Annotated in this window: 15 protein-coding genes; 6 read left to right on the forward strand and 9 right to left on the reverse strand. The window is 70.8% G+C overall.

Features of this window, described 5'->3' with window-relative positions:
* The first annotated feature begins 52 nt into the window (after positions 1 to 52).
* Both CLV46_RS16000 and CLV46_RS16005 read left to right on the forward strand, forming a co-directional pair.
* The gene (locus CLV46_RS16000; protein WP_100365692.1) at positions 53 to 1,150 is read left to right on the forward strand and encodes a GntR family transcriptional regulator; all 1,098 of its coding nucleotides are present in this window, start codon (positions 53 to 55) and stop codon (positions 1,148 to 1,150) included.
* 340 nt (positions 1,151 to 1,490) lie between these two features.
* Positions 1,491 to 1,874: a hypothetical protein gene (locus tag CLV46_RS16005; RefSeq protein WP_100365693.1), complete on the forward strand. Its 384-nt coding sequence runs from the start codon at positions 1,491 to 1,493 to the stop codon at positions 1,872 to 1,874.
* Positions 1,875 to 2,092: 218 nt separating this feature from the next.
* Here CLV46_RS16005 and CLV46_RS16010 read toward each other — a convergent pair whose 3' ends face one another.
* From CLV46_RS16010 to CLV46_RS16030, 5 genes are all read right to left on the reverse strand, one after another.
* Positions 2,093 to 3,157, reverse strand: a complete 1,065-nt coding sequence (locus CLV46_RS16010; protein WP_100365694.1) for a glycoside hydrolase family 76 protein — start codon at positions 3,155 to 3,157, stop codon at positions 2,093 to 2,095.
* Between the two features lie 2 nt (positions 3,158 to 3,159).
* Complete coding sequence (locus CLV46_RS16015; RefSeq protein WP_100365695.1) at positions 3,160 to 4,413, reverse strand: ABC transporter substrate-binding protein; 1,254 nt, start codon at positions 4,411 to 4,413, stop codon at positions 3,160 to 3,162.
* Between the two features lie 65 nt (positions 4,414 to 4,478).
* Positions 4,479 to 5,411, reverse strand: a complete 933-nt coding sequence (locus tag CLV46_RS16020) for a carbohydrate ABC transporter permease (protein WP_100365696.1) — start codon at positions 5,409 to 5,411, stop codon at positions 4,479 to 4,481.
* Positions 5,408 to 6,376, reverse strand: coding sequence for a carbohydrate ABC transporter permease (locus CLV46_RS16025; protein WP_100365697.1), 969 nt, complete (start codon positions 6,374 to 6,376; stop codon positions 5,408 to 5,410). The genes CLV46_RS16020 and CLV46_RS16025 overlap by 4 nt, the downstream gene beginning before the upstream one ends.
* Positions 6,373 to 7,680: a glycoside hydrolase family 125 protein gene (locus CLV46_RS16030; protein WP_245866961.1), complete on the reverse strand. Its 1,308-nt coding sequence runs from the start codon at positions 7,678 to 7,680 to the stop codon at positions 6,373 to 6,375. Before CLV46_RS16030 ends, CLV46_RS16025 begins: the two co-directional genes overlap by 4 nt.
* Before the next feature lie 161 nt (positions 7,681 to 7,841).
* Between CLV46_RS16030 and CLV46_RS16035 the strand changes: the two genes are divergently transcribed.
* Positions 7,842 to 9,371, forward strand: a complete 1,530-nt coding sequence (locus CLV46_RS16035) for a glycoside hydrolase family 76 protein (protein ID WP_100365699.1) — start codon at positions 7,842 to 7,844, stop codon at positions 9,369 to 9,371.
* A gap of 145 nt (positions 9,372 to 9,516) precedes the next feature.
* Here the strand turns inward: CLV46_RS16035 and CLV46_RS16040 are convergent, their stop codons facing one another.
* Positions 9,517 to 17,646 (reverse strand): SdrD B-like domain-containing protein, encoded by an 8,130-nt coding sequence (locus tag CLV46_RS16040; RefSeq protein ID WP_100365700.1) that lies wholly within the window; start codon positions 17,644 to 17,646, stop codon positions 9,517 to 9,519.
* A 186-nt stretch (positions 17,647 to 17,832) separates the two neighbouring features.
* Here CLV46_RS16040 and CLV46_RS16045 point away from each other — a divergent pair, with 186 nt between their 5' ends.
* Entirely contained in the window at positions 17,833 to 19,230 is a 1,398-nt protein-coding gene (locus CLV46_RS16045) for an MFS transporter (RefSeq protein WP_100366119.1), read from the forward strand.
* A 33-nt stretch (positions 19,231 to 19,263) separates the two neighbouring features.
* Here the strand turns inward: CLV46_RS16045 and CLV46_RS16050 are convergent, their stop codons facing one another.
* Together CLV46_RS16050 and CLV46_RS16055 are read right to left on the reverse strand one after the other, a co-directional pair.
* Positions 19,264 to 20,814, reverse strand: coding sequence for an MFS transporter (locus CLV46_RS16050; RefSeq protein WP_211282216.1), 1,551 nt, complete (start codon positions 20,812 to 20,814; stop codon positions 19,264 to 19,266).
* A 98-nt stretch (positions 20,815 to 20,912) separates the two neighbouring features.
* Positions 20,913 to 21,776, reverse strand: a complete 864-nt coding sequence (locus CLV46_RS16055) for a class I SAM-dependent methyltransferase (protein ID WP_211282217.1) — start codon at positions 21,774 to 21,776, stop codon at positions 20,913 to 20,915.
* A 47-nt stretch (positions 21,777 to 21,823) separates the two neighbouring features.
* Here CLV46_RS16055 and CLV46_RS16060 point away from each other — a divergent pair, with 47 nt between their 5' ends.
* Both CLV46_RS16060 and CLV46_RS16065 read left to right on the forward strand, forming a co-directional pair.
* Complete coding sequence (locus CLV46_RS16060) at positions 21,824 to 22,417, forward strand: helix-turn-helix domain-containing protein (RefSeq protein ID WP_100365702.1); 594 nt, start codon at positions 21,824 to 21,826, stop codon at positions 22,415 to 22,417.
* An 83-nt stretch (positions 22,418 to 22,500) separates the two neighbouring features.
* A complete protein-coding gene (locus CLV46_RS16065; protein WP_100365703.1) occupies positions 22,501 to 23,289 on the forward strand; it encodes an isocitrate lyase/PEP mutase family protein in 789 nt (262 codons plus the stop codon).
* Here the strand turns inward: CLV46_RS16065 and CLV46_RS16070 are convergent.
* Complete coding sequence (locus CLV46_RS16070; RefSeq protein ID WP_100365704.1) at positions 23,283 to 24,128, reverse strand: helix-turn-helix transcriptional regulator; 846 nt, start codon at positions 24,126 to 24,128, stop codon at positions 23,283 to 23,285. The two genes, CLV46_RS16065 and CLV46_RS16070, sit on opposite strands and share 7 nt — an antisense overlap.
* Positions 24,129 to 24,220: the final 92 nt, after the last annotated feature.

Below are 24,220 nucleotides of genomic sequence, written 5' to 3' on the forward strand. Positions count from 1 at the left end.
CAACTAATGTGTATATTCATTCGGCTCGAATCCGACGAGCGAGAGGGAGCGGATGCTGTACAAGCATGTGCACGAGACGTTGCGGCAGGAGATCCGCGACGGCGTGCACCCGGTGGGCGAGCGGCTCCCCTCCGAGGCGGAACTCACGTCCCGCTTCGCGGTGAGCAGCATCACCCTGCGTCGCGCGCTCGACCTTCTGCGCACGGAGGGCTACGTCATCCGGCGCCCCCGGCTCGGGACCGTCGTGGTGAGCACCGACCCGGTGACCGCGACCGAGACCCCGGAGACGGGGCAGCTGCTCATCGGCTGCGTCATCACGAACTTCGACGAGACGTTCGGCTCCCGGGTGCTCGAGGGGTTGCTCGACGACGCCGCATCCGATGCGAACCTCGTGCTCAAGCGCTCGCGCGGCAGCGCCGAGATCGAGAACGAGCATGTGCGCACGCTGGTGCAGGCCGGCGTGCACGGGCTCATCGTGCTGCCGAGCTCCACTGAGTTCATCCCGCCCGCCGTGCTCGAGCTCGTCACCCAGCAGTTCCCGGTCGTCGTGCTCGACCGCCGGTACGAGGGCGTGCCGCTCTCGGCGGTGCACTCCGACAACTTCGGCGGCGCCAAGCTCGCGACCGAACACCTCTTCGAGCTCGGTCATCGCCGGGTGGGCTTCGTCGCCTCCGACATCCACCTGACCACGACCGACGACCGCCGCAACGGGTGGGTGCACGCCCACGCGGCCGCTCACATCCCGCTGCCGCATGGGGCGGAGTACCGCGCCGTCGAGTCCACCGTGCCCGGTCGCGACGTGCCGCCGGAGGAGGACATCGAGCGGTTGAAGGAGTTCGTCGCCTCCGACCCCGACACGACCGCCTACGTCGCCGCGGAGTACAACATCGCCGTGATGCTGCGCGAGGCGTGCCGCCGGCTCGGCCGCGACGTGCCCGGCGACGTGTCGATCGTGTGCTTCGACCATCCGGATGCCGTGTTCGATCGCGGGCTCTTCCGCTTCACCCACGTCGCCCAGGACCAGTACGGCATGGGCGCGCACGCCCTGCGCCAGGTGCGGGTGCAGATCGCCGACCGCGGCGCGATCCGCAAGGACGTGCTGTCGACCACGCTCGTGCGCGGCGCCTCCGCCGCCGCCCCCCGCGCCTGACGGCGCCCGCGCGGCTGACCCCGGCTGCGCCGCCGTCCCCCGAGCCCTCGTCCCTGAGCACGTCGAAGGGCCGCCGAGCGTGCCTTCATCCGACGTTTCGACACCTCTCCGCCCCCCGAAACGTCGGATCGAGGCACGTTCGACGGGGAAGACCGCCGAGCGTGCCCGTTCCGGACGCGGAAGGGCCGGAATCGACGGAAATCGGTCCGCAACGGGCACGGTCGGCGATGCGAGCCGAGTCTGAGGGTGGATCGCGGAGTGGTGGTGACGGGGTCCGCGGTCGCGATTGTCGCTCCGCGGGAGGACGCGCGCCGGGCATCCGCACGAATAACGTCGGGCGATGGACTACGACACCGCGACGCAGATCTGGTTCTGGGCCCTCGTGATGGTCGCGCCCATCGTCGTCGCCGGGGCCGCCGTGATCGTCGGGAAGCGCGGCGCACTCCCGCGGGCGCGGATGCTGCACTTCGCGGGCGGGGTCGTCGCCGCCATCCTGCTCGCGATCGTTGGGCCGTGGATCGCGCACGCGCTCAACCCGCCGCCGTACGATCCCGCCTTCGCCGGCGGTCGCGGACTCGACCTCCGCGGGTTCAGCGACGTGATCGGGGCGTGGGCGGGCGCCGCGCTCACCTTCGCGGTGACCGTCGTGGCCGCGGCCGCCTTCGCCCTGCAGGCGGCGCTGCGCACCCGGCGCCTGCGGCGCGCGGTCGACGCGGAGGGCTGAGCGGGCTCGCGCGCGCCGGCCGGGTGTCGACGCGGCAACGCCGAACGTGCCCGTTGGCGACGTTTTCAGCCCCGAATCGGGCCGGATGTGTCGCGAACGGGCACGCTCGGCGGATGAGGTCGTACGGGGTCGGGCCCTTCGACAGGCTCAGGGACCGAAGCCGCTCAGGGACCGGGGCCGCTCAGGGACCGGGGCCGCTTCGGCCCACCCACGGCGGGTCAGGCGGAGCGCTGCGCCTCGAGGGTCGCGCGCAGCTCTGTCGCCATCACGGCGCTGAGCATCGTCGAGTAGGCGATCTTGCCCGACTCCACCTGCGACCAGTCGTTGCCCGGACGCAGCACGCCGTCGCGCTCCGCGTTGCGCCACAGCGCATCCGTGCTGGACTCGACGAACGACTCGAGCTCCGCCCGCTCGGCGCCGTCGAGGAACGGCAGCAGCACACCCAGATAGCGGTAGAACACTCCCTTGAACAGGCCCTCGTCGCCGCCGTCGCCCTCGCGGGTGAACACCGTGCCGTCGCCGAGCTCGCGGATCGCGGTGCGGGCGGTGCGGGCGGCGACCGCGATGAGGTCGCCGCCCACCCCCTCCCGATGCAGCTCGACCGCGGCCCCGATGTACAGGCCCTGGTTGTAGGTGAAGCGCCAGTGCCGGTCGACCTCGCCGTCCTGCTCGCGGTTCACGCCGTCCTCGACGAAGCCCGTGTCGGGGTCGACGAGGGTGCGGGTGATCCAGTCGAACGAGCGGCGTGCGTAGTCGAGGTACCGCTCCTCGCCCGTCACCCGGTGCAAGCGGGCGCCGAGGATGACGAGCGGTCCGTTCGCGGGCGTGTTCTTGTAGTACAGCTGCTGCTTGCGCCACGCCAGGCTCTCGCCGAGCTCGTTGTTCCAGCCGAACTCGATCACGTGATCGAAGATCGCCACCGCTTCGCCGAGCCACCGGCCGTCGCCGGTGGCGTCGTGCAGCCGCAGCGTCGCGAGCGCGAACCACAGCATGTCGTCGAAGTAGTCGTTGAACAGCGAGCCGTCGTTGCGCTCGACGATGTTGTCGTGCGCTTCGATCGCGCGGTCGATCCATCCCCCGGCGGGGTCGCGCTCGGCGGCGTCGAGTCGGGCGTCCATCAGGTGGGCGAGCCACCAGTAGTTGAACACCTCGTCGTCACCGTCGTCGAACGGATGCCGGTTGTGCAGCAGCTGCGGGGCGGGCGCCCCGAACAGCGTGTCGATGCTGCGCTGCGAGAGATCGGCGCGCTCCGACCAGAGCGTGGATGTGGCGGTGAGGGTCATGCCTACCTGTTCTCCTCGAGGATGCGGTTGCCCTGCTGTTCGGCGTCGTCGAGCGCGGTCTGCGCGTCGATCTCACCCGAGAGGTACTTCTCGAGGGCGGGGATGAGGGCCTTGCCCTCGACGTCGGAGTAGCCGCTCACGCTCGGGCGCACCCGGGCGTATTCGAGCGTCTGGATGAAGCCGGCGAGGTGCTCGTCCTCGGTGAAGTACGGATCGTTCGCCGCCTCGATGTTGGCGGGGATCCAGCCGGCGATCTTGGCGAAGTTCACGCCGTTCTCGGGCTGGGTGGCCCACCACTTCATGAACTCCCACGCGCCTTCGGCGTTCTTGGCACCCTGCGGGATGACGAGACCGAAGCCGCCCATGCCCGCGCCCTTGTCGCCGTTCGGTCCGGCGGGGGGCTGCACGACGCCGTACTCGAGTCCTTCGACCTTGTCGTAGGTCGACAGCTGCCACGGACCGTCGAGGCGCATCGCGGTGCGACCCTCGGCGAACGCGTCGATGCCGTCGCCGAAGCCCTGCTCGTACACGCCGGCGTCGAGCAGACGCTGCCAGAAGTCGAGCACCTGGAGGCCCTGCTCGCTGTTGAACTCGACCTTCGTCTCGTCGTCGTTGAGCAGGTCGCCGCCGGCCTGCCACAGGTACATGTTGAACAGGCCCGGGTCGTCGAGCATGAAGCCGGCGCGCTGCAGCTTGCCGCCCTCGCGCACCGTGAGCGCCTCCGCGGCGGTGAGCAGCTCATCCCACGTGGTGGGGGGCGTCACGCCCGCCTCGGCGAGGATCTGCTTGTTGTAGTACAGCGAGCGGTTGTCGACCAGCAGCGGCAGGCCGTACAGCTCGCCGTCGACCTCGAGCTCGCCGAGCGCCTCCTGGTAGAAGGCGTCGAGGTCGACGCTGTCCTCTTCCACGAGCTCGTCGATCGGCTGCAGGGCGCCCTTGGGCGCGTAGAGCGAGGTGTTGTAGCGATCCCACAGCACGACGTCGGGCACCTGGCCGCCGGCGATGGCGGTGAGCAGCTTCTCTTCGACGAGCTCCTGGGCGACGTACTTGACGCGGTATTCGTCCTGCGAGTCGTTGAACGCGCCGGCCTGCTCGTTGAGCTGTGCGACCTGGTCGCCCGACCAGGATCCCCACATCACCACCTCCTCGCGGCCGTCGGCGGATGCGCCGCCGTCGCCGGAGGCGCAGGCGGTGAGCCCCACGCCGATCGCGGCGATGCCCGCGATCGTGGTGAGGGTGCGTCGGATGGTCTTCATCGATCTCTCCTTGCTGTGAACGGTGGGTAGGGGGTGGAGAAGGGAACGGGGATGCGGGGGCGCGGTCACTTGGATCCGACGTGGGCGATGCCCTCGATGATGTAGCGCTGGGCGAAGACGAACAGCAGCAGCACGGGCAGGCTCGCGACGATGGTTCCCGCCATGAGCGGTCCGTAGCTCGTCTCGTAGTTGTTGACGAACGCGGCGAGGCCCACCTGCACGGTCATCATCGACTGGTCGTTGAGCACGATGAGCGGCCAGACGAAGTTGTTCCAGCCGGCCTGGAAGCTCAGGATGGCGAGAACCGCGAGCCCCGCCTTCGCGAGCGGCAGGTACACCTGGGCGAAGATGCGGAACTCGCTCGCCCCGTCGATGCGGGCCGCCTCGCCGAGCTCGGCGGGCAGCGACTCGAAGAACTGCTTCATGAAGAACACCGCGAACGCGCCGGCGGCGCCGGGGATGATGACCGCCCAGTAGGTGTTGATGAAGCCGATGCCGCCCTGGCCGAGCACGTCGTTGCCGCCCACGAAGGGGAAGTGCCGCAACACGAGGAACGACGGGATCATCGTGACGATGCCGGGGATCATGAGCGACGACACGAACACGGCGAACACCGCGTTGCGACCGCGGAACCGCAACCGGGCGAGCGCGTAACCGCCGAGCGAGCCGAAGAACAGGTTGGTGAGCGCACCGCCGACGCTCAGCACCATCGAGTTGAAGAAGTACCGCCCGAACGGCACCGTCGTGAGGGCGGTGACGTAGTTCTCGAGGGTCGGGGTGCTCGGCAGCAGGTCGAGTGCGCCGCTTAGCACCTCGCCCGCCGGCTTGAGGGATGTGGCGATCGTCCAGATGAGCGGCGTCACCGTGACGAGGCTCACGAGGATGACGGCGATGTACCAGATGAACCGCAGCGCACCGCGGCGCTGGCGGGCGCGCTTGCGGGCCGGTGACACGGTCGCGGATGCGCGGGGCTGGGTTTTGGTGGCGATGGCGGTCATGCGCGGCCTCCCCGGTTCGTGATGCGGGCATTGGCGAGCGAGAAGACGATGATGATCGCGAACAGCACGAACGAGAGCGCGGAGGCGTACCCCATCTCGAGCGAGGCGAAGCCCCGGTTGTAGATGTAGTAGACCATCGTGATCGTCGAGTTGCCGGGCCCGCCCTTGGTGAGCACGTAGGCCTGGTCGAAGACCTGGAACGCGCCGATGATGAGCAGCGTGGAGACGAGGAACGTCGTGCGCGACAGCGACGGCATCGTCACGAACCGGAACACCTGCCAGCCGTTCGCTCCGTCGAGCCGGGCGGCCTCGTAGAGGTCGGAGGGCACGCCCTGCAGACCGCCGAGGAAGATCATCATGTTGGCGCCGAACCCGGCCCACACGCTCATGATGACGATCGCGATCATCGCCCACTGCGAGTCGTAGAGCCACGCCGGTCCGTTGATGCCGAACCACCCGAGCACGACGTTGAGCAGGCCGTACTGCGGGTTGAGCAGCCAGTACCAGATGGTCGCGGTGGCGACCGTGGACGAGACGACGGGGATGTAGAAGAGGGTGCGGAAGAGCTTCACCGTCTTCGCGCTGCGGTTGAGCAGCAGGGCCGTGCCGAGGGCGACGAGCAGGCCGAGCGGCACGTAGAGGAGCGTGTACCAGGCCGTGTTGCGCAGGGCGATCCAGAAGAACGGGTCGCTCACGATGCGGTTGTAGTTCTCGCCGCCCACCCATTCGGCCTCGCCGACGACGGCGTAGTCGGTGAAGCTGACCACCCCGGCGATTCCGATGGGCAGCAGGGTGAAGAGCACGAAGAGCGCGACGGGCACGAGCAGGAAGATCCACGCGTTCACGGCCTGCTGCCGCCGCGTGGGGTCGATGCCCCGCGGTCGTCGGACGCGCTTCGGCGCGCGTCCGCGCACGGTCTCCGCCGCGACGGTCGCCTGCGCCTCGGGGGTCACGAGTGCGGTCATCCGGTCACCTCCGATCCGATCGGTGCGCGGCGGTGGGTGCGGAGTCCGCACGCGTCGAGCACGAGTTCGCAGAACATGGCGTTCGCCCACGAGAACCACGGGCGGGTGTACACGGTCGGGTCGTCCGGGTGGAACGACTCGTGCATGAGCCCCGTGCCGGCGTCGGTCGCGACGAGGGTCTCGATGATGCGCATCCGCTCGCTCTCCTCCGTGGCGGTGAGGCCCTCCACGGCGAGCGCAATCGGCCACACGTGACCGGGCGGGGTGTGCGGACTGCCGATGCCGTACGCGTGCTCGCCCCGCGCCCAGTGCGGGTTGTGCGGGCCGAGGATCGCGCGGCGGGTCGCGAGGTAGAGGGGGTCGTCGGATGCGCACCAGCCGAGCATCGGAAGCGACAGCAGCGACGGCACGTTCGCGTCGTCCATGACGAGCGTCGCTCCGCGTCCGTCGACCTCGTAGGCGTAGATCGGGTCGCCGTCCGGGCCGGCGACGACGCCGTGCTCGGCGATCGCCGCGGCGATCTCGGCGCGGAGGGCCTCGGCGTCGTCGGCGAGCGCCGCGTCGTCGAGCACCTCGCGGGCGAGCTCGGCGATGTGCGCGAGTTCGACGGCGGCGAAGGCGTTGCCCGGGATGTTGTAGCCGTGCTCGGTGGCATCGTCGCTCGGGCGGAAGCCGCTCCAGGTGAGCCCGGTCGGTTCGGTGAGCGGACCAAGGCCGTCACGCACGAGCGTGTCGCTCTGCGGGGCGTCGAAGCGCTGGAACCGGTAGTCGGAGTCGGTCTCGTGCCGCTGCTCCACCCGCCAGAGGGCGATGATCGCGCGCGCCGCCTCGGCGAAACGGTCGAGGTGGTCGGTGCGACCGGTGATGCGCCAGAGGTCGTGGGCGAGCTGCACGGGGTAGCAGAGGGAGTCGACCTCGTACTTGCGCTCCCAGACCCACGGCGACTGCTCGGTCGCATCCGACTGGTGGCCGGCCGCGTCGGGACCCGCGTTGAACGCGTTGGCGTAGGGGTCGAGCAGCACGTAGTCGAGCTGCCGGCGCGACACGCGCGAGATGGTGTCGGCGAGCAGCGGATCGCGATCGGCGAAGTGCAGGTAGGGCGTCAGCTGCGCGGTCGAGTCGCGCAACCACATCGCCGGGATGTCGCCGGTGAGCAGGAAGAGCGTGCCGTCGGGCAGCTCCCGCATCGTGGTGCTGAGCGTGTTGCGGAAGCACGACTCGAAGGTCGTGCCGATCCGCTCCCCCACCCGTTTCCGCACCGCGTCGGCGATGCCGCGCACGAGTTCCTCGTCGATCCGAGCCACGTCGCTCCTTCTCGTCCACATCACTGTGTCGATCGTTCGTTCCACCCCGGCGTCGGTGCCGCGGTGGATATGAGCATATTCATACTCTTGCTTTTCGCAATAGTAGGGGTTCAATATACATATTGCCGACCGGCACGAAATCGACTCGACGGAGAGACACGATGAAACGACGGATGCTCCTGGCCGCCTCACTCGCCCTCGCCACCGCGACAGCGGTCGGCGTGAGTGTTCCAGCCACGGCCCTCACCACCGACCAGGCGACCGACGCGTTCGAGTCGTTCGTCGACGTGTACTGGGATCCGCAGAAGCAGTACTTCTACACCTACAGCGACCGGGTCGTCCACCCGGAGCACGCGCACGGACCGGAGGGCGGGCTCTACACCGACTACTGGTGGGAGGCGCAGCTCTGGCACACCGTGATGGACCGCTACGAGCGGGCCGGCGACGCGCAGAGCCGGGCGATGATCGACCAGGTCTTCGACGGGTTCCAGGCCGCCTACCCCAAGTGGAACGAGAACGACTGGAACGACGACATCGGCTGGTGGGCGCAGGGCGCCATCCGCGCCTACGACCTCACCGGTGACAAGGAGTACCTGAAGTTCGCGCGCAAGGCGTTCGACTTCATCGCCAAGTACGAGGACTCCACCTACGGCGGCGGCATCTGGTGGAAGAACGTCGACATCGGCAACGGGTCGCTCAACCAGAAGAACGTCGCCACCAACGGCGCCGCGATCGAGACGGCCGTGCGCCTGTACGAGGAGACCGGCAAGAAGAAGTATCTCGAGACCGCGCAGCGGCTCTTCGCCTGGCTCGACTCGAGCTTCGTGCGTGAGGACGGCAAGGTGAGCGACCACTTCGCGGGAGCCGGCGAGCTCACCGGATGGGAGTTCACGTACAACCAGGGCAACTTCGCCGGCGCCGCGCTCGCCCTCTACCGGGCGACGGGCGAGGAGCGCTACCTCGACCGTGCGGTGCTCGCCGTCGACTGGGCCGTCGACAATCTCACCAACTCGGGTGTGTTCCTCAACGAGGGCGACAACGACACCGGGGGGTTCAAGGCGGTACTGACCCGCGTCATGCGCGACCTCATCGACGACGGCGGCCAGGAGCAGTACGAAGCGGTGCTCACGCTCAACGCGTCGGCGGCCGCGCACTCCGTCAACTCGCAGGGCATCGGCTCGATCGACTGGGCTTCGCCCGCTCCGGAGCCCGAGCAGGGTGCCATCCAGAGCCTCGCCGCCGGCGGCGTCGCGGCGATCACCAACCAGGCCGAGCCCGACGGCGACGCCGGGATCGCCGAGGGCACCGGGGTGTACGAGCCGGAGAACTCGGCCCGCGACCGCGTGAACACCGAGTCGTCGAACCCCGGCTTCACCGGCCGCGGCTACCTCGCGGGATGGATCGCGGACGGCAGCAAGGTCACGTTCCACGTCAATGTGGCGGCATCCGGCGAGCGCGACGTCACGCTGCGCTACGCCGCGGGAGCGGGCGACGCCACCCGCCACCTGCGGGTGAACGGCGAGCTGCTGCCCGTCGTGACCCTGCCGGGCACGAACGGATGGGGGAACTGGCAGCAGGTGACGGTGCCGCTCACGCTCGACGAGGGCCACAACTCGATCGAGGTGATCGCCCCCATCGGCGGCGGCAACTACGTCAACCTCGACTCCCTCACGGTCGAGCTGACCGAGTAACAGGCTCAGCGCAGGCGCTTCGACAGGCTCAGCGCACGGTCCCTGAGCCTGTCGAAGGGACCGGACCGGTCCCTGAGTCTGTCGACGGCACGACGGAGGGCCGGTCACCGCACGGTGACCGGCCCTCCGTTCTTCGCGCCTCGCGTCAGGCGCGACGCGTGCGGCGCGCTCGCATCATCAGCACCGCTCCCCCGAGCAGGGTGAGCAGCGCGAGCGCGACGCTCAGCTCCGGCGTCGTGCCGGTCGCGGCGAGCGCGAACGACGTGACGCCCATGATCACCGAGCGCTCCTGGCCGACCGGCAGGTCGACCGTGACGATGCCGACGGTGCTCACGCGGTAGCCGTCGGGCACCGTGTTCGGGTCGATCGTGACCGTCCACGTGCCGCTCGGGAGGCGCTCGAGCGACCAGGCGCCGTCCGCATCCGTCGTGACCTTGATGGCGACCGGTCCGTCCGGGCCGCTCCACACCACGGTCAGCGTGACGCCGGGCACTCCGCGCTCGCCGGGCTGGCGCACGCCGTCGCCGTTCACGTCGTCGAACACGACACCCGAGAGCGCGGAGGTGCCGGCGATCACGAAGTTGACATCGTCGATCGCGTCACCCGACGCGAGCGTCAGTTCGGTCGTCACGGCGTCGCCGCCGTCGCGGTCCGAGGCCGGCTGGTATCCGGCGTCGAGCGCGTCCCGGTCGTAAGCGACCCGCACAGCCCCGGCGGGGAGACCCGACACGCGGTATCCGCCGTGCTCATCCGTCACCGTCACGATCACGATGTCGTCGTCGGTGCCCAGCACGCCGTCGTCGCCCGCGAGCTCCACGGTCACCGGCACGCCTCCGACGCCCGGCTCGTTGCCCGAGCGTTCGCCGTCGCCGTCCACGTCGAGCCAGACGAGGTCGCCGAGCGACGCGCTGCCGGTGTAGCCGAAGTCCTGGTCGTCGACCTCGGCACCGGCCTCGAGCTCGAGGCTCGATGCGTCGGCCTCACCGCCATCGGGATCGGCGGTGGCCGTCAGGTCGGCGGGCACACCGTCGAGCTGGAGGGAGTAGCCGCCGGCGGGAAGCCTCGGGAAGAGGTAGCCGCCGTCCGCGTCGGTCGTCGTCGTGCTCTGCACGTCATCGGCGTTCCCGGCGATGCCGTCGGGTCCGCTCCAGGTCAGCGTGACGGTCACGCCGGGGATGCCGGGCTCGCCCTCGTCGAGGGTGCCGTCGCCGTCGAGGTCGAGCCAGACCGTGTCTCCGATGGAGCCGCTGCCGACGAACCCGAAGTCGAGGTCGAGCCGTTCGACGCCGCCTTCGAGGGTGACGTCGGCCGGGTCGGTCGTCGGCTCGAGGCCCGGATACACACCGGATGCGACGTCGACGCGGTACGCACCGTCGGGAAGTCCGGGCACGAGGTAGGCACCGTCCGCGTCGGTCGTAGCCGGCTGGGCGATGTCGTCGTCCGTGCCGAACTCTCCGTCGGGGCCGGCCCAGGTCACGGTGAGCTCGACGCCCGGCGATCCCGGTTCGCCGTCGGCGCGCACGCCGTCGCCGTCGAGGTCCCACCACACCAGGTCGCCGAGCGTGTTGTCGCCCACGAACCCGAAGTCCTGCTCGAGGTCGGTCGCGCCGGCGGCGAGGGCGAGTTCGGCGGTCGCGTCGGCGCCGCCATCGGGGTCGCCGGTCGCCGTCGCCGCGTTCGCGATCCCGCCGTCGACCGTCACGCGGTAGGCGCCGGCGGGGAGGTTCGGGAACGCGTAGGCGCCCTGCTCGTCGGTGCGTGTGGTCCACGACTCGTCGTCGTCGGTTCCGAGCGCACCGTCGACGCCGGCCCACACGAGGGTCACCGGCTGCTCGGGCACGCCCGGCTCGCCGCCGTCCTGTACGCCGTCGCCGTCGCGGTCGAACCAGATCCGGTCGCCGAGGGCGCCGACACCGCGGAAGCCGAAGTCGGCGCTGCGGTGCTCGGCACCGTCGGCGAGGGTGACCGGCGTGCGCGCGTCGAGCGTGCCGTCCTCCTCGAACGTCGCGGTCATCCCGGCGGGCACGGTGGCGGCGTCCACGGCGACGGTGAAGTCGCCCGCGGGCAGCCCCTCGACGAGGTAACGGCCGTCCGTGTCGGTGGTCGTCGTGAAGACGGCGTCGTCGGCCGTGCCGAGATCGCCGTCGGCGCCGGCCCAGGTGACGCGCACCTGCACGCCCGGGATGCCGTTCTCGCCGTCGTCGATCGTGCCGTCCGCGTCGCGGTCGTGCCAGATGTTGTCGCCGATGGAGCCGGTCCCGCGGTAGCCGAAGTCGGCGTCGGTCACCGTCGCGGGGGCGGCGATCGTGACGGTCGTCGTGTTCGGGGAGTCATCGCCGTCACGGTCGGAGACGGGCTCCATCCCCTCGGGCAGCGTGTCGGACTCGACGGCGACCGTGAAGCTGCCGGTGGGCAGCCCGTCGAACCGGTAGGCGCCGGATTCGTCGGTCGTCGCGGTGTACACGACGTCGTCTCCGCCGCCGGCGACGCCGTCGCGGCCGAGCCAGGTGAGGGTGACGGTCACGCCGGGGATGCCGGCCTCGTCGGTTCCCTGAGCGCCGTCGCCGTCGCGGTCGAACCAGACGAGGTCGCCGATCGACGAGTCGCCCGAAAACCCGAAGTCCTGCGCGAGGTTGCCGCCGTCGCCGAGGTCGAGCACGTTGACGCCGTCGGCGCCGGCGAGTCCGTCGGGGTCGGAGACGTTGACGAAGCCGGCGGGGGCGCCGGTGACGGTCACCCGGTAGCGGCCCTCGGGGAGTTCGCCGATCGACCACGCGCCATCCGCGGAGGTGGTCGCAGGGAACACGAGGTCGTCCGCGGTGTTCTCGAGGCCGTCCGCTCCGAAGAACCGGGCCTGGACGTCCACGCCGCCGATGCCGGGCTCGCCCGCCTCCTGCACGCCGTCGCGGTCGCGGTCCCACCACACGACGTCGCCGAGGCCGGTGTCGCCGTAGTAGCCGAAGTCGAAGGTGGTGTCGGATGCGGTGACCTCGGCGGTCACGACCGAGTCGCGGTCGCCGTCGCGGTCATAGGTGTTCTGCACGCCGGCCGGCAGCGAGCCGGTGACGCTCACGCGGTACTCGCCCGCGGGCAGGTTGCCGACGGCGTACGCGCCCGTGTCGTCCGTCGTCGTCGGGAAGACGCCGTCGTCGGCCGTGCCGAACTCGCCGTCGAGGCCGCTCCAGCGCACCTCGACTCCGGCCCCGTCGATGCCGGGCTCGGTCGCCTCGTCGACGCCGTCGCCGTCGCGGTCGAGCCACACGCGGTCGCCGACCGTCAGGTCGCCGAGCAGCGGGAAGTCCGCGTCGAGCAGCGTCTGACCGACGCCGAGCGTGCGGTTCAGGGTCGCCGAGGCGCCGCTGCCGAAGCCGAAGCCCCCGGGGGTGTCGGTGAGCTCCACGGTGTACGCGCCGGGCGCGAGGCGCGGCACGGTGTAGCGGCCCTGCGCGTCCGTCGTCGTCGTGTAGACGACGTCGTCGGCCGTGCCGGGCCCGCCGAGCAGGATGACGCGGATGGGCTGGTCGGCCAGTCCCGGTTCGCCGGGCTGCTGCACGCCGTCGTCGTTCCGGTCGAACCAGACGAGGTCGCCGAGCGCGCCCGTGCCGGTGTAGCCGAAGTCCACGTCGGTGCGGGCGCCGTTCTGTGCGAGTGCGCCCTGCCACTGACCGTTCGGCGTCACCGTGGTGCCGTCGAGGTCGTAGCTGGGCACGTAGCCGGCGGGCGTGCCGGTCACCGTGGCGCGGTAGGTGCCGCCGGGCAGGCGGGTCACCGACCAGTCGCCCTCGGCGTCCGTCATCGTGGTGTGGGTCTCGTCGTCGCCGTTGCCGAGCACGCCATCGGCGCCCGCGAAGACGACGGTCACCGTGGCCCCGGCGATGCCGGGCTCGCCGGTCTCCTGCTCCCCATCGGTGTCGGCGTCGAACCAGACGCGGTCGCCGATCGTTGCGAGGTCGAGCTCGACGTTCACCGTGTCGTCGACGACGTCGGTGTAGATGCGGTACCGGTCGGGGTTGCCGCCCGTGTCGGGCACGCCGGCGTAGGTGGGGATGTCGACCGTGTTGACGATCTCCGGCCCGTCGATCTCGTCGGCCGCACCCAGGCCGGCGGGAACCGTGGCGGAGTAGGCGATCTCCACCGTCGCGCCGGGGGCGATCGGGCCGTCGATGCTCCACCGCAGGGTGCCGTCGCTCGGGTCGGCGTCGACCGCGACGACGCCGGCGGGCAGCGTCGCGAGGTAGCCCGTCAGGCGACGGTCGGGGGTGTCGGTCACGACGACGTCGTACGCCGGGGAGGTGCCGGTGTTGGTGACGGCGACGCGGTAGGTGAGCGTGTCACCGGGAACCGCGCGGCGCGCATCCGCATCCCCGACCTGGCCGTCGACGCTCTTACCGACCACGAGCCGCGGCTCGACGAGCGTCACGGTCGCGGTGCCGCTGTCGGCGGGCGTGTCGAAGCCGCCGGGCGCCGGGACGGTCGTCGGCGTGCCGGTGATCGTGTCGTCGGTGTTGAAGTACACGCGGGCCGTGTTGGTCTGCGTCTCGCCCGCGGTGCCGCCGCCGGTCACGACGCCGCCGTACATGAGGGTGACGGTGCGCGCCTGCGTGCCGGCGGGGTCGAGGTCACCGAGGAAGAAGCCGATCGAGCGGGCGTCGGCCGCCGGGGTGCCGATCACCGTCGGGGTGATAGCGGGGGCGCACGGCTGACCGCCTTGCGTGCAGGTCGCCGAGTCGAGTCCGTCGAAGCGGATGTCGGCGGGGAGCGCGTCGATCACGGTCGTGTCGTAGGCGATCACGGCGGCCGGGATGGTGACCGTGACGGTGTACTGCACGCGCTCGCCGATGGTGGCGGTCGTCGGGGTCACGGCCTTGTCGAGGGTGATCTCCGGGGCGCGCACCGACGACGAGGAGGTGGAGACGTAGCCGGATCCGGTCTTGCCGTTCAGCGACGCGTTGGTGCGCTCCCCGGTCGGCTCGCCGGCGAGGGAGGTGGTCGTGGCGGTCACGTCGTTGACGATGGTGCCGTTGCTGACGGTGGGGTTGAGCACTTGCGCGTCGTATCCGAGGGTCACGGTCTGACTGGGAACGAGGGCCGGCACGGTCCAGGTGAGGGTGCGCGCGCCCGCGTTCCAGACGCCGCCTCCCACGGTGTCGCCGTCCTCGGCGGGGTCGTCCGTGGCCTCGAGCGGGGTCAGGTCGATCGGAACCCGGTCGACGACGACGGTGTCGTGGGCCGTCGACGCCGGGGCGGCGCCGTTCGACACGGTCACGGTGTAGTGAACCGTCTGACCGGGTGCCACGCGGCCGTCCGGAGCATTGTTGGTCTTCGCGACGGCGATGAGCGGCTCGACGACGGTGACGGGAGCCTGGTTGCTCTGCACCGAGCGGTCGGCGCCGTCGACGCTCGACCACACGAACGTCGCGTTGTTCGGCACGCTCGCCCCGCGGACCGCGGCGGGCACGTCGAGCACGCGGGCCTGGATCGTGAGCACCACGAGGTCGTCACCCGAGTCCGGCGCGTTCACATAGCCGACTGGGAGCGGCGCGACGACCTGCTGGCCGTTGACGGTCGCGTTCTGCGCGGCACCGCCTCCGATCGTGTACGTCGGCGTGCCGATGATCTGCAGCCGGCTGTCGAGCGTGTCGCGCACCTCAACGGTCTCGTACAGGGTCGTCCCCTCGGGCACCGTGGCGGTGACGGTGTAGGTGACGTTCTCGCCGATGGTCGCCTGGCTCGCGGTGTTGCCGGCCTCGGCCGGCGAGGTGACGCCCTTGACGATGGTCGGCTGCTCGAGCGAGACCGTGGCGTCGTCACGGGCCCGGTCGGTGTTCTCGCGGTCGACGAGGGTCGGGTCGATGTTGTCGTCGGGGAAGTAGTCGAACGGGGTACCCGTGTTCGTCGCGCCCTGGTAGGTGCGCACACCGGCCGTATTGGCGAAGGAGTCGCCCGGCGACGAGTCACCCGGGACCGTCGCGACGTACTCGAGCGTGATGCTCGAGTCGGCGGGGACGGTCAGGCCGTCCCACTGCAGGTGGTCACGGCCGGCGGTCTCGACGCAGGTGAAGTCGGCGGCGGCGGCGATGTCGTCGCACGACCACCGCGCCGGCAGCACGTCACGCACCGAGGTGCCGATCGCATCCTGACCGCCGCTGTTGGTCACGGTGACGCGGTAGGTGACCTCGTCGGCGGCCTGGATGGTGGCCGACGCGACGGGCGCGCCGGGCAGCGGAGTGCCGTTCACGGCGACGATGCCCTTGTCGAGCGCGAGCTGCGGTTCCTCCCACAGCACGTCGGCCTGGTCGCGCAGCTGGAAGGTCTCGCCGAGGGCGTTCTTGTGCGCCATCTTGAACAGGTTGGCGGTGATGTCGCCCTCGCGCGCGGCGGCCGGGTCGACGATGCGCGCCTGCACCACGACCTCGAAGTGCTGTCCGACGTCGGCGTCGTCGAAGGTCCAGTTGATCTCCTGCTGGCCCTCTTCGCCCGAGAAGTCGAATTCGACGTCGTTCGCGGCGGTCGGGACGACGCTCTCGAACGCGAAGCCCTCGGGCAGGAAGTCGGTCAGTTCGCTGTCGATCGTGTCGAGCGAACCGGGGAAGTCGACCGTGAGCCGGAAGCAGACGCGGTCGCCGGGGTGGAAGGGCCCGGCGACGTCGTCGGAGAAGCTGAGCGCGGTGCCGTCGCCGCACTGCAGCACACCGGCGACCGGCTGGGCGACCTCCTTGGTGAGGGTCACCGGCTCGGCCTCCTGCCGCGCCGAGGACTCGTCGACGAGCGCCCGTTCGCCCGTGGTACCGGAGCGGTCCGTGATGACCGTTCCGGTGGTGGAGAGGTCGTTGATGTTGGTCCAGTGGTCCTCCGAGCTGACCGGCACCCCGGAGGCGCGGTAGTCCGGCAGTGTGACGGTCTCGTAGGTCACCTCGGTGAGCTGCTGCTCCTCGGTGAAGCCCGTGAGCTCCCAGGTGACCTCGGTCGTCCCCTCGGCCGGGTCGATGACGACGCTCGCGGCGGCGGGCACCGCCGAGGTCGCGTCGAACTCGAGGCCATCCGGGATGGTGTCGACGATGCGGATGGTGGAGGTCGAGCCGGCGTACTCGCTCGACTCGATCGTCAGGGTCCAATGGCTGCGCTGCCCCTGCCGGATGGTCCCCTCGTCGACGGCCTTGTGCACGGAGACGTCTTCGGCGACGACCTCCTCCGTGTCGTCGACGGCGTACGGCCTGCCCTGGTAGGTGCCGCTCGCGACGGCGTAGTTGACGAGCGACTGCTCGTCGGCGGTGAGCGGGCCGGTGTTGTTGTCGAGGTTCGCGGTGGCGGGCCCGGCGGACTGCACGTTGGCCTGCAGCGGGATGGCGGCGGCGTACTGGATCTCGAGCTCGGCACCGGCGGCGAGCGTGCCGAGGCCCGTCCACTCGACGCGCGTGTACACGCCGGAGTGCCGGTCGCCCGCGCCGTCGGGGTCGGTCGTGACGGTCGTGACGCTCGAGGGCGCGAGGCAGTCGGTCATCGCGGGCAGCGGGGTGCCGTCGATGCGCCCCGCGCCGGGGTACTCCTCGGTGCCCGCGGCGCTGTTGTCGACGTTCGCGCAGCCGAGGAACTCGAGGCCGGCGGGCAGGTAGTCGACGACGCTGAAGCCGGTCGTCGAGTTGACGGTGTTGTTGGTGATCGTGAGCGTGTAGACCGTCTTGTTGCGGTGCACGCCGCGCAGCAGCTCCGCCTCGGCGTTCGGCTCCTCCTTCTCGAGCAGGAAGGGCACCAGTGTCGTCTGAGCGGCTGCCGAACTGGAGCCGCTGTAGCTGCCGGCGACGGCGTTGCCGGTCGCGGGGTCGAAGTCGGGGATCTCGCGCTCGTCGGTGTTGACGAAGGCACCGGCCGTGCCGCCGAGCACCGCGCCGACGTCGTGCACGGCACGGTCGTAGCGCAGCGTGTAGTGGAAGGTGGACACGGCGCCGGTGAGCAGGTCGGAGACGTTCGTCCACACGACGCGCTTCGAGCCGTCGGGGAGTGTGATCGTCGAGGTGACGGGGGCGTCGCTCGCGGCGATCGAGGTGCCCGGCGGGATGACGTCGCTGAAACTGAGGTTGTAGGCGGCGGGTCCGGTCGTCTGGGTGGCGCGCAGCTCCACTGCGACGTCGTCGCCGTAGAGCGTCTCCCCGTCGACGGTCTTCGTGAGCTGCACGTCGGGGGTTCCTGCAGCCATCGCCGCAGAGATCCCGAACGGGGCCACGAGCGAGGCGGCCACGAGAGCGAGCACGGTGGAGATGCGGACGGCAGCAGACACGCGGGTACGACCTTCGACGAAGCGACTCGGCCGCGGAGGGGCCGACGGCGCGTTTCCGAACTCGCGCCGCGGTCAGCATATTGGGGGACAACGACCCGCCGATATAGGTGAGGATGTTTTGCTCCCCGTTCTGGGGGCATGCGTGCGAGACCCCGGCGTTCGATCGTGCGGACTACGCTGCGCACCATGCGCGACGACCAGCCCGCCCCCCGATCCGTGCCCGTGACGGCGAACACCGGCGCGGTCGCCGCCGTCGGCCTCGACCTGCAGGAGGGACGGGAGATCCCCCGCTCGCAGGTGTTCGCATGGGCGCTGTGGGACTGGGCGACGCAGCCGTTCAACACGGTCATCCTGACCTTCATCTTCACCGCGCTGTACCTCACGACCGATGTGTTCCTGCCGCCCGAGGTCGCGGCGCTCGGCGAGGGCGACCCGGTCTACGAGGCGGGTCTCGCCGACCTCGCGAGCGGGTTCGGCTGGGCGTCGTTCGCCGCCGGGCTGCTCATCGCGATCGTCGCCCCGGTGCTCGGTCAGCGGTCGGATGCGACGGGTCACCGCAAGCGCTGGCTCGCGGTCAACACCGCTCTCGTCGTGGTCTGCATGGCGCTGCTGTTCTTCGTCGAGGCCGAGCCCGCGTTCTTCCTGCTCGGCGTCTCGCTCGTCGCGCTCGGCAGCGTGTTCAACGAGATCGCCGGCGTGAACTACAACGCGATGCTCGTGCAGGTGTCGACGCGGTCGACCGTCGGTCGGGTGAGCGGGCTCGGCTGGGGTTTCGGGTACCTCGGCGGGATCGTCGCGCTCGTGCTCGTCGTCATCGCCTACTCGTTCGACTGGTTCGGGCTGCCGCAGGACGACGGGCTTCCGTTCCGCCTGGTCGCCGTCGGATGCGCGCTGTGGACCACCCTGTTCGCGCTCCCCATCCTGTTCAAGGTGCCCGAGCTCCCCGCCGGACGACCCGAGCGGCGGGTCGGCTTCTTCGCGAGCTACGGCCTGCTTCTGCGCGACGTGGTGGCGTTGTATCGCGACAGCCGTCCGACGTTCTGGTTCCTGCTCGCGAGCGCGGTGTTCCGCGATGGACTCGCCGGCGTGTTCGCCTTCGGCGCCGTCATCGCGAACCAGGTCTTCGGATTCGGGTTCCTCGAGGTCGTCGCGTTCGGCATCGCGGCGAACCTAGTCGCCGGGGTGTCGACGATCGTCTCCGGCCGCTTCGACGACCGCTTCGGCGCGCGGGCGGTCATCCTCACCGCCCTCGCCGGACTCGTGGTCGCCGGCACCGCCGTGTTCCTGCTGCGCGACGGGGGCGACATCGTCTTCTGGGTCGGCGGGCTCATCCTGTGCCTCTTCGTCGGCCCGGCGCAGGCCGCGAGCCGTTCCTTCCTCGCGCGGGTCACGCCGGCCGGCCGCGAGGGCGAGATCTTCGGGCTCTACGCCACCACCGGTCGTGCCGCGTCGTTCCTCTCCCCCGGTCTGTGGGCGCTGTTCATCGGCATCTTCGGCGCGACGGCGTTCGGCATCCTCGGCATCGTGCTCGTGACCCTCGTCGGATTCGTGCTGCTGCTGCTCGTGAAGGAACCCGCCCGCTGAGTCGGAGCCGCCGGCAGCGGCGTCGGGCCCGGATCAGCCGCGCCTCGCCGGCCGCGGCCCCACGCCGCGCAGGGCGACGTAGACGAACAACAGCACCATCACGGCGACCCCGGCCCACATCGCCTGCTGCCAGCCGCTGACGAAGGACTCCTGCGCGATGCGGACGAGGGAGTCCGCCGCAGCTCCGGCGCCGTGCGCGGCGGCGATCGCGTTCGCGATCCCCTCCCGGGCGGCGTCGGCGGTGTCGGCGGGGATCCCCTCGAGACGCGGTTCGATCGCGCTGCGGTAGCCGGCCGACAGCACGGCCCCGAGGAGCGCGACCCCCATCGCGGTACCGAGCTCTCGCGTGACGTCGTTGAGAGCGGACGCCACCCCCTGCTGCGCGCGGGGAAGCGCACCCGTGATGGCCTCGGTCGCCGGCGTCATCGCGAGACCCATCCCGACTCCCATGATCAGCATGCCGGGCAGCACCGAAAGGTAGCCGCCGTCGGCGGAGGCCATGAGCGCCAGCGACGCCAGGCCGCCGGCGAACATCAGGATCCCGCCGAGCATCGTCGACCGCAGGCCGACGCCGGCGGACAGCCGCGGGGCGAGTCCGGCCGACGCCATCATGAGGATCGCCATCGGCATGAATCCCAGCGTCGACACGAGGCCGGACCAGCCGAGCACCGCTTGGAAGTACGGGAACAGCACGACGAGGATGCCCGCCTGCACGCCGAACACCCCGAGCAACGAGAGCGAGCCGCTCGACAGGGCCCGCGAACGGAACATGCGCAGATCGAGCAGCGGCCCGCGCCGGCGGAGCTGCCAGGCGGCGAAGACGCCGATCCCGACCACGCCGGCCCCCGCGCCGGCGACGGTCAGCGGGGCGAGCCAGCCGTGCACCGGCCCCTCGTGCAGGGCCGTCACGAGCCCCACGATCCCGACGGCCGACGCGAGGGACCCCACCGCATCGAAGCCGTGCTCGGGCCGCTCCCGCGAGTCGGGCACCGCACGCCGGGCGACGACGAACGCGATCGCGACGAGCGCGAGGGGGAGCACGAACAGCAGGCGCCAGCTGCCGAGGTCGACGAGCGCGGCGGAGAGGAACATGCCGAGGATGCCGCCACCTCCTCCGACCGCCGTCCAGACTCCGATGCCCTTCGCCCGTTCCTCCTCGGGGAAGGTCGAGGTGATCACGGCGAGGGTGATCGGCATGATGACGGCGGCTCCGACGCCGCTGAGCACCCGAGCGAGCAGCAGCACCTCGACGGACGGAGCGGCGACGGCGACGACGTTCGCGACGGCGAAGACCGCGAGACCGGTGAGCAGCATCGGCTTACGCCCCCATCGGTCACCCGCGGCGCCCAGCGGCAGCAGCAGGGCCGCGAGGGTCACCGTGTAGGCGTTGATGATCCACAGCACGGTGCTCTGAGATGCGCCGAGTTCGACCGCGACCTGCGACTGCGCCACGTTGAGACCGGAGACGGACGCTATGACCGCCATGAGGGCGACGCACACGGCCATGAGGATCTGCCGCCTCTGGCGAGGGTCGTCGACGGTCGCGGGAGCGGTGTCGGCACGGTCGGATGCGGGAGTGCTCAATGTTCTCTTCTCTCGTCGGTGGGGAGGCGGCAGCGACGGTCGGCGCCGTGCCGCCGTGTCATGGCGGGGTGATCGAGCCGTGGACTGGCGGGTCGAGGTCAGCCGCGCCGCGCCAGCCAGATCGTGCGTGCACTGCGCACGACGAGGTCGCGACGCTGCGCGAGCGACCCGGGTGCCCGGTCGTCGAGCAGTTCGTCGATCGCCTCGAGGTCGTGCGGCGCCAGCCGGTCGGCGAGGTGGGCGCGCACGTTCGTGAACACGCGTTCGGCGTAGCGCCACGCGAGCGGCGGCGCCGGGGCCCGCAGGTAGGAGAAGGTGCGCTGCTCGACCAGATCGAATCCCGCGCTCCGCAGGTGCCCGCTCCAGTCGGGGTGGGCGTTCCAGCCGGCCCCCGCCATCGCGGCCCGACAGCGTTCCTCGAGACCTGGCCGGCCGCTGCCGCTCTCCGGAGGCAGGAATCGCGGCAATCCGTCCATCTCGACGACCGCGAGCACGCCGTCGACTGCCAGGGCCGCGCGGGCCGAACGCAGCACCCGGTCGGGGTTCCGCATGTGATGGAGGGATGACGAGGCCCAGGCCAGATCGAACGTGCCGATCGCGGGCCAGTCCTCGTCGGCGTCGGCCCGCACGGTGCGGATGCGGTCGGCGAGCCCGGAGGCGGACGCGGCCCGCTCGAGGTGGTCGATCATCTGCGCGGACTCGTCGAGGGCGACGATCTCGGCACGCGGAAAGCGCTCGGCGAGCGCGAGGGTGCCCGACCCGCTGCCCGCGCCGATGTCGAGCACCGCCGTCGGCTCGTCACGCAGATGTGCCCCGACCCACGCGGTGAGCTCCTCGAGGTGACCGACCACATCGGCGTCGAGATCGAGCACCTCCGCATGGTCTCGGGCGTGAGCCGCCTCGGCGCCGACCATGTGGTGGGCGGGTCGATGATGTCTGCTCGGGTCGCTCGGATGGGGCATGACTTCACGCTAGACCGGCGATGCGCCTCGGACATACCATATTGCTTATGGAGCAAGAACTGCGGATGGACCGGCTCGTCGGTCAGCGGATCCGGGCCATGCGGGTGGCGAGGGGATGGACGCTCGACGCGCTCTCGAGCCGGTGCCACATCAGCCCCTCCAACCTCAGTCGTATCGAGACCGGGGATCGCCGCATCGCCCTCGATCAACTCGTTCCGATCGCGAAGGCGCTGGGAACGACCCTGGACGCTCTCATCCATTCGGACGACGACGAAGACGTCATCATCCGCCCGCACGCGACGGCAGCGGGCGCGGTGACCATCTGGTTGCTCTCGAACGGACGGACCGGGAACGGGGTGACGGTGGCGAAGATGCGGATCACCCCCGAACGCCCGACCGGCCCGGAGGACATGGTCGTCCACCCCGGAAGGGACTGGTTCACGGTGCTCTCCGGCACCGCGAGGCTGCGCCTGGGCGACCGCGTACTGCTCGTGCACGAGGGGGATGCTGCCGAGTTCTCCACCATGACGCCGCACGTCATCGGTGCGCACGACGGCCCGGTCGAGATCCTGACGATCATCGACCACGAGGGCGAGCGCAGCCACCTGCCGGGGGCTCGCGACGCGACGCTCGTGTCCTGACCGGACCCCGGATGGGCCCGAGCGGGCCGGTAATGTCCGAATGGCGCTGGCGGATGCGGTGGACGACCCGCCAGGCTCGGAGCATGACCACGACTTCGCAGGCTGAGCGCGCCGAGCTGCTCCGCAGCCTCCACGTGCCCGGTGACCCGCTCATCCTCGTCAACGTCTGGGACGCCGTCTCGGCGTCCGTCGTCGCGAGGGCCCCGGGCGTGCGGGCGATCGCGACGGCGAGCCATGCGGTGTCGGCCGCGCACGGGGTGCCCGACGGCGAGGGCCTCACGCTCGAGCAGGCGCTCGGCGCGGCCGAGCGCGTCGTCGCGGCGACGGACCTGCCCGTCACCGTCGACTTCGAACGGGGTTACGCCCGCGACACCGCCGAGCTGCACGACAACGTCGGCCGGCTCATCGCGACCGGCGCAGTGGGGCTCAACCTCGAGGACTCGACCGGCGACGGCCTCTACTCGATCGACGAGCAGACGGCACGCATCGCGGCCGTGCGCGACGCGGCGACCGCCTCCGGCGTGCCGCTCGTCATCAACGCCCGTCTCGACGCGCTCTCGCTCGCCCCCGAAGGATGGGACGACGCCGCGCTGCGCGCGCAGGCCTACCTCGCCGCGGGCGCCGACTCGGTGTTCGTGCTGGGCCTCACCGACGAGCAGCGGGTGCGCCGCGCCGTCGAACTCGTCGCGGGGCCGGTCGCGGTGATCGCGTCCCCCGGTGCGCCGCCCATCCGCCGTCTCGCCGAGCTCGGCGTCGCGCGTGTGAGTCTCGGCCCTTACGCGCTCGCGATCGCGCTCGCCGGGCTGGCGGATGCGGCGGAGACGCTCACGAGCGGGGGGTCGTACCCTGCCGGGATGTCGTTCGCCTACTGAGCGACGACGGGGGCGGCGAGCTGCTGCGTGCCCGTGACCCGGAGCAGCGCGAGCCTCTCCTCGTCGACGCTGCCCGGCGCGACGGTGTAGACGACGATGCGCAGGTCGTTGTCGGGCACGGCGAGCACGTCGCAATCCATCGTGATCGGACCGACCGTCGTCGCGAAGGTCTTGCGACTCGTGCGATGCTGCGCGAGATGCGCCGACGACCAGCGACGTGCGAAGTCGGGCGACACGTCGCGCAGCCGCGAGACGAGTTCCGCGAGGTGCGGATCGGCAGGGTAGCGCCCGACCGCGGTGCGCAGGTCGCCGACGAGATCGCTCGAGAACTCCTCGTGGTGCGCTTCGTCGAAAGTCACCTGGTCGTGGCCGATCGTGAAGTGCCGCCACGCGACGTTTCGTTCGATGCCGCGGTAACGCGTCCACTCGTCGCTCAGGGCGGCCGCGAGCGCGTTGAGCTGCAGCACGTCCCAGGTGGCCGTGAACACCAGCATCGGCACGTCGCCCAGCCGGTCGAGGATGCGCTGCACGCCGGGGGTGATGTGCCGCGGCACCATCCCGCTCGACGGCGGCGCGACGCCCGCTGCCCGGTACAAGTGGTCCCGCTCCTGCTCTGTCAGTCGTAACGCACGGGCGAGAGCACCGAGCAGCTGCGGTGACGGGTTCTCGGCGCGGCCCTGCTCGAGTCGCACGATGTAGTCGACGCTGACTCCGGCGAGCGCCGCGACCTCTTCGCGCCGCAGTCCCGCCGCGCGACGGCCCGGGCCCGCCGGCAACCCGACGTCCTCCGGCGAGACGCGGTCGCGCCACGACCGCAGCACTGTCGCGAACTCACTCACCGCTCCATCCTCCTCCCGTATGCACTGTCCGTGGTGGTACTGCCAGTCCTCCCGTCGACCGGCACCTGGGGAACCCGCCGCGGCGGGCGCAC

Source organism: Diaminobutyricimonas aerilata (genome assembly GCF_002797715.1).
In the GTDB taxonomy this organism is placed as follows: Bacteria; Actinomycetota; Actinomycetes; order Actinomycetales; family Microbacteriaceae; genus Diaminobutyricimonas; species Diaminobutyricimonas aerilata.

Excerpts from the sequence above, each read along its gene's own strand:
- CLV46_RS16000 (WP_100365692.1), top strand. The coding sequence starts at position 53 with ATGCTGTACAAGCATGTGCACGAGACGTTGCGGCAGGAGATCCGCGAC.
- CLV46_RS16005 (WP_100365693.1), top strand. The coding sequence starts at position 1,491 with ATGGACTACGACACCGCGACGCAGATCTGGTTCTGGGCCCTCGTGATG.
- CLV46_RS16010 (WP_100365694.1), bottom strand. The coding sequence starts at position 3,157 with ATGACCCTCACCGCCACATCCACGCTCTGGTCGGAGCGCGCCGATCTC.
- CLV46_RS16015 (WP_100365695.1), bottom strand. The coding sequence starts at position 4,413 with ATGAAGACCATCCGACGCACCCTCACCACGATCGCGGGCATCGCCGCG.
- CLV46_RS16020 (WP_100365696.1), bottom strand. The coding sequence starts at position 5,411 with ATGACCGCCATCGCCACCAAAACCCAGCCCCGCGCATCCGCGACCGTG.
- CLV46_RS16025 (WP_100365697.1), bottom strand. The coding sequence starts at position 6,376 with ATGACCGCACTCGTGACCCCCGAGGCGCAGGCGACCGTCGCGGCGGAG.
- CLV46_RS16035 (WP_100365699.1), top strand. The coding sequence starts at position 7,842 with ATGAAACGACGGATGCTCCTGGCCGCCTCACTCGCCCTCGCCACCGCG.
- CLV46_RS16045 (WP_100366119.1), top strand. The coding sequence starts at position 17,833 with ATGCGCGACGACCAGCCCGCCCCCCGATCCGTGCCCGTGACGGCGAAC.
- CLV46_RS16055 (WP_211282217.1), bottom strand. The coding sequence starts at position 21,776 with ATGCCCCATCCGAGCGACCCGAGCAGACATCATCGACCCGCCCACCAC.
- CLV46_RS16060 (WP_100365702.1), top strand. The coding sequence starts at position 21,824 with ATGGAGCAAGAACTGCGGATGGACCGGCTCGTCGGTCAGCGGATCCGG.
- CLV46_RS16065 (WP_100365703.1), top strand. The coding sequence starts at position 22,501 with ATGACCACGACTTCGCAGGCTGAGCGCGCCGAGCTGCTCCGCAGCCTC.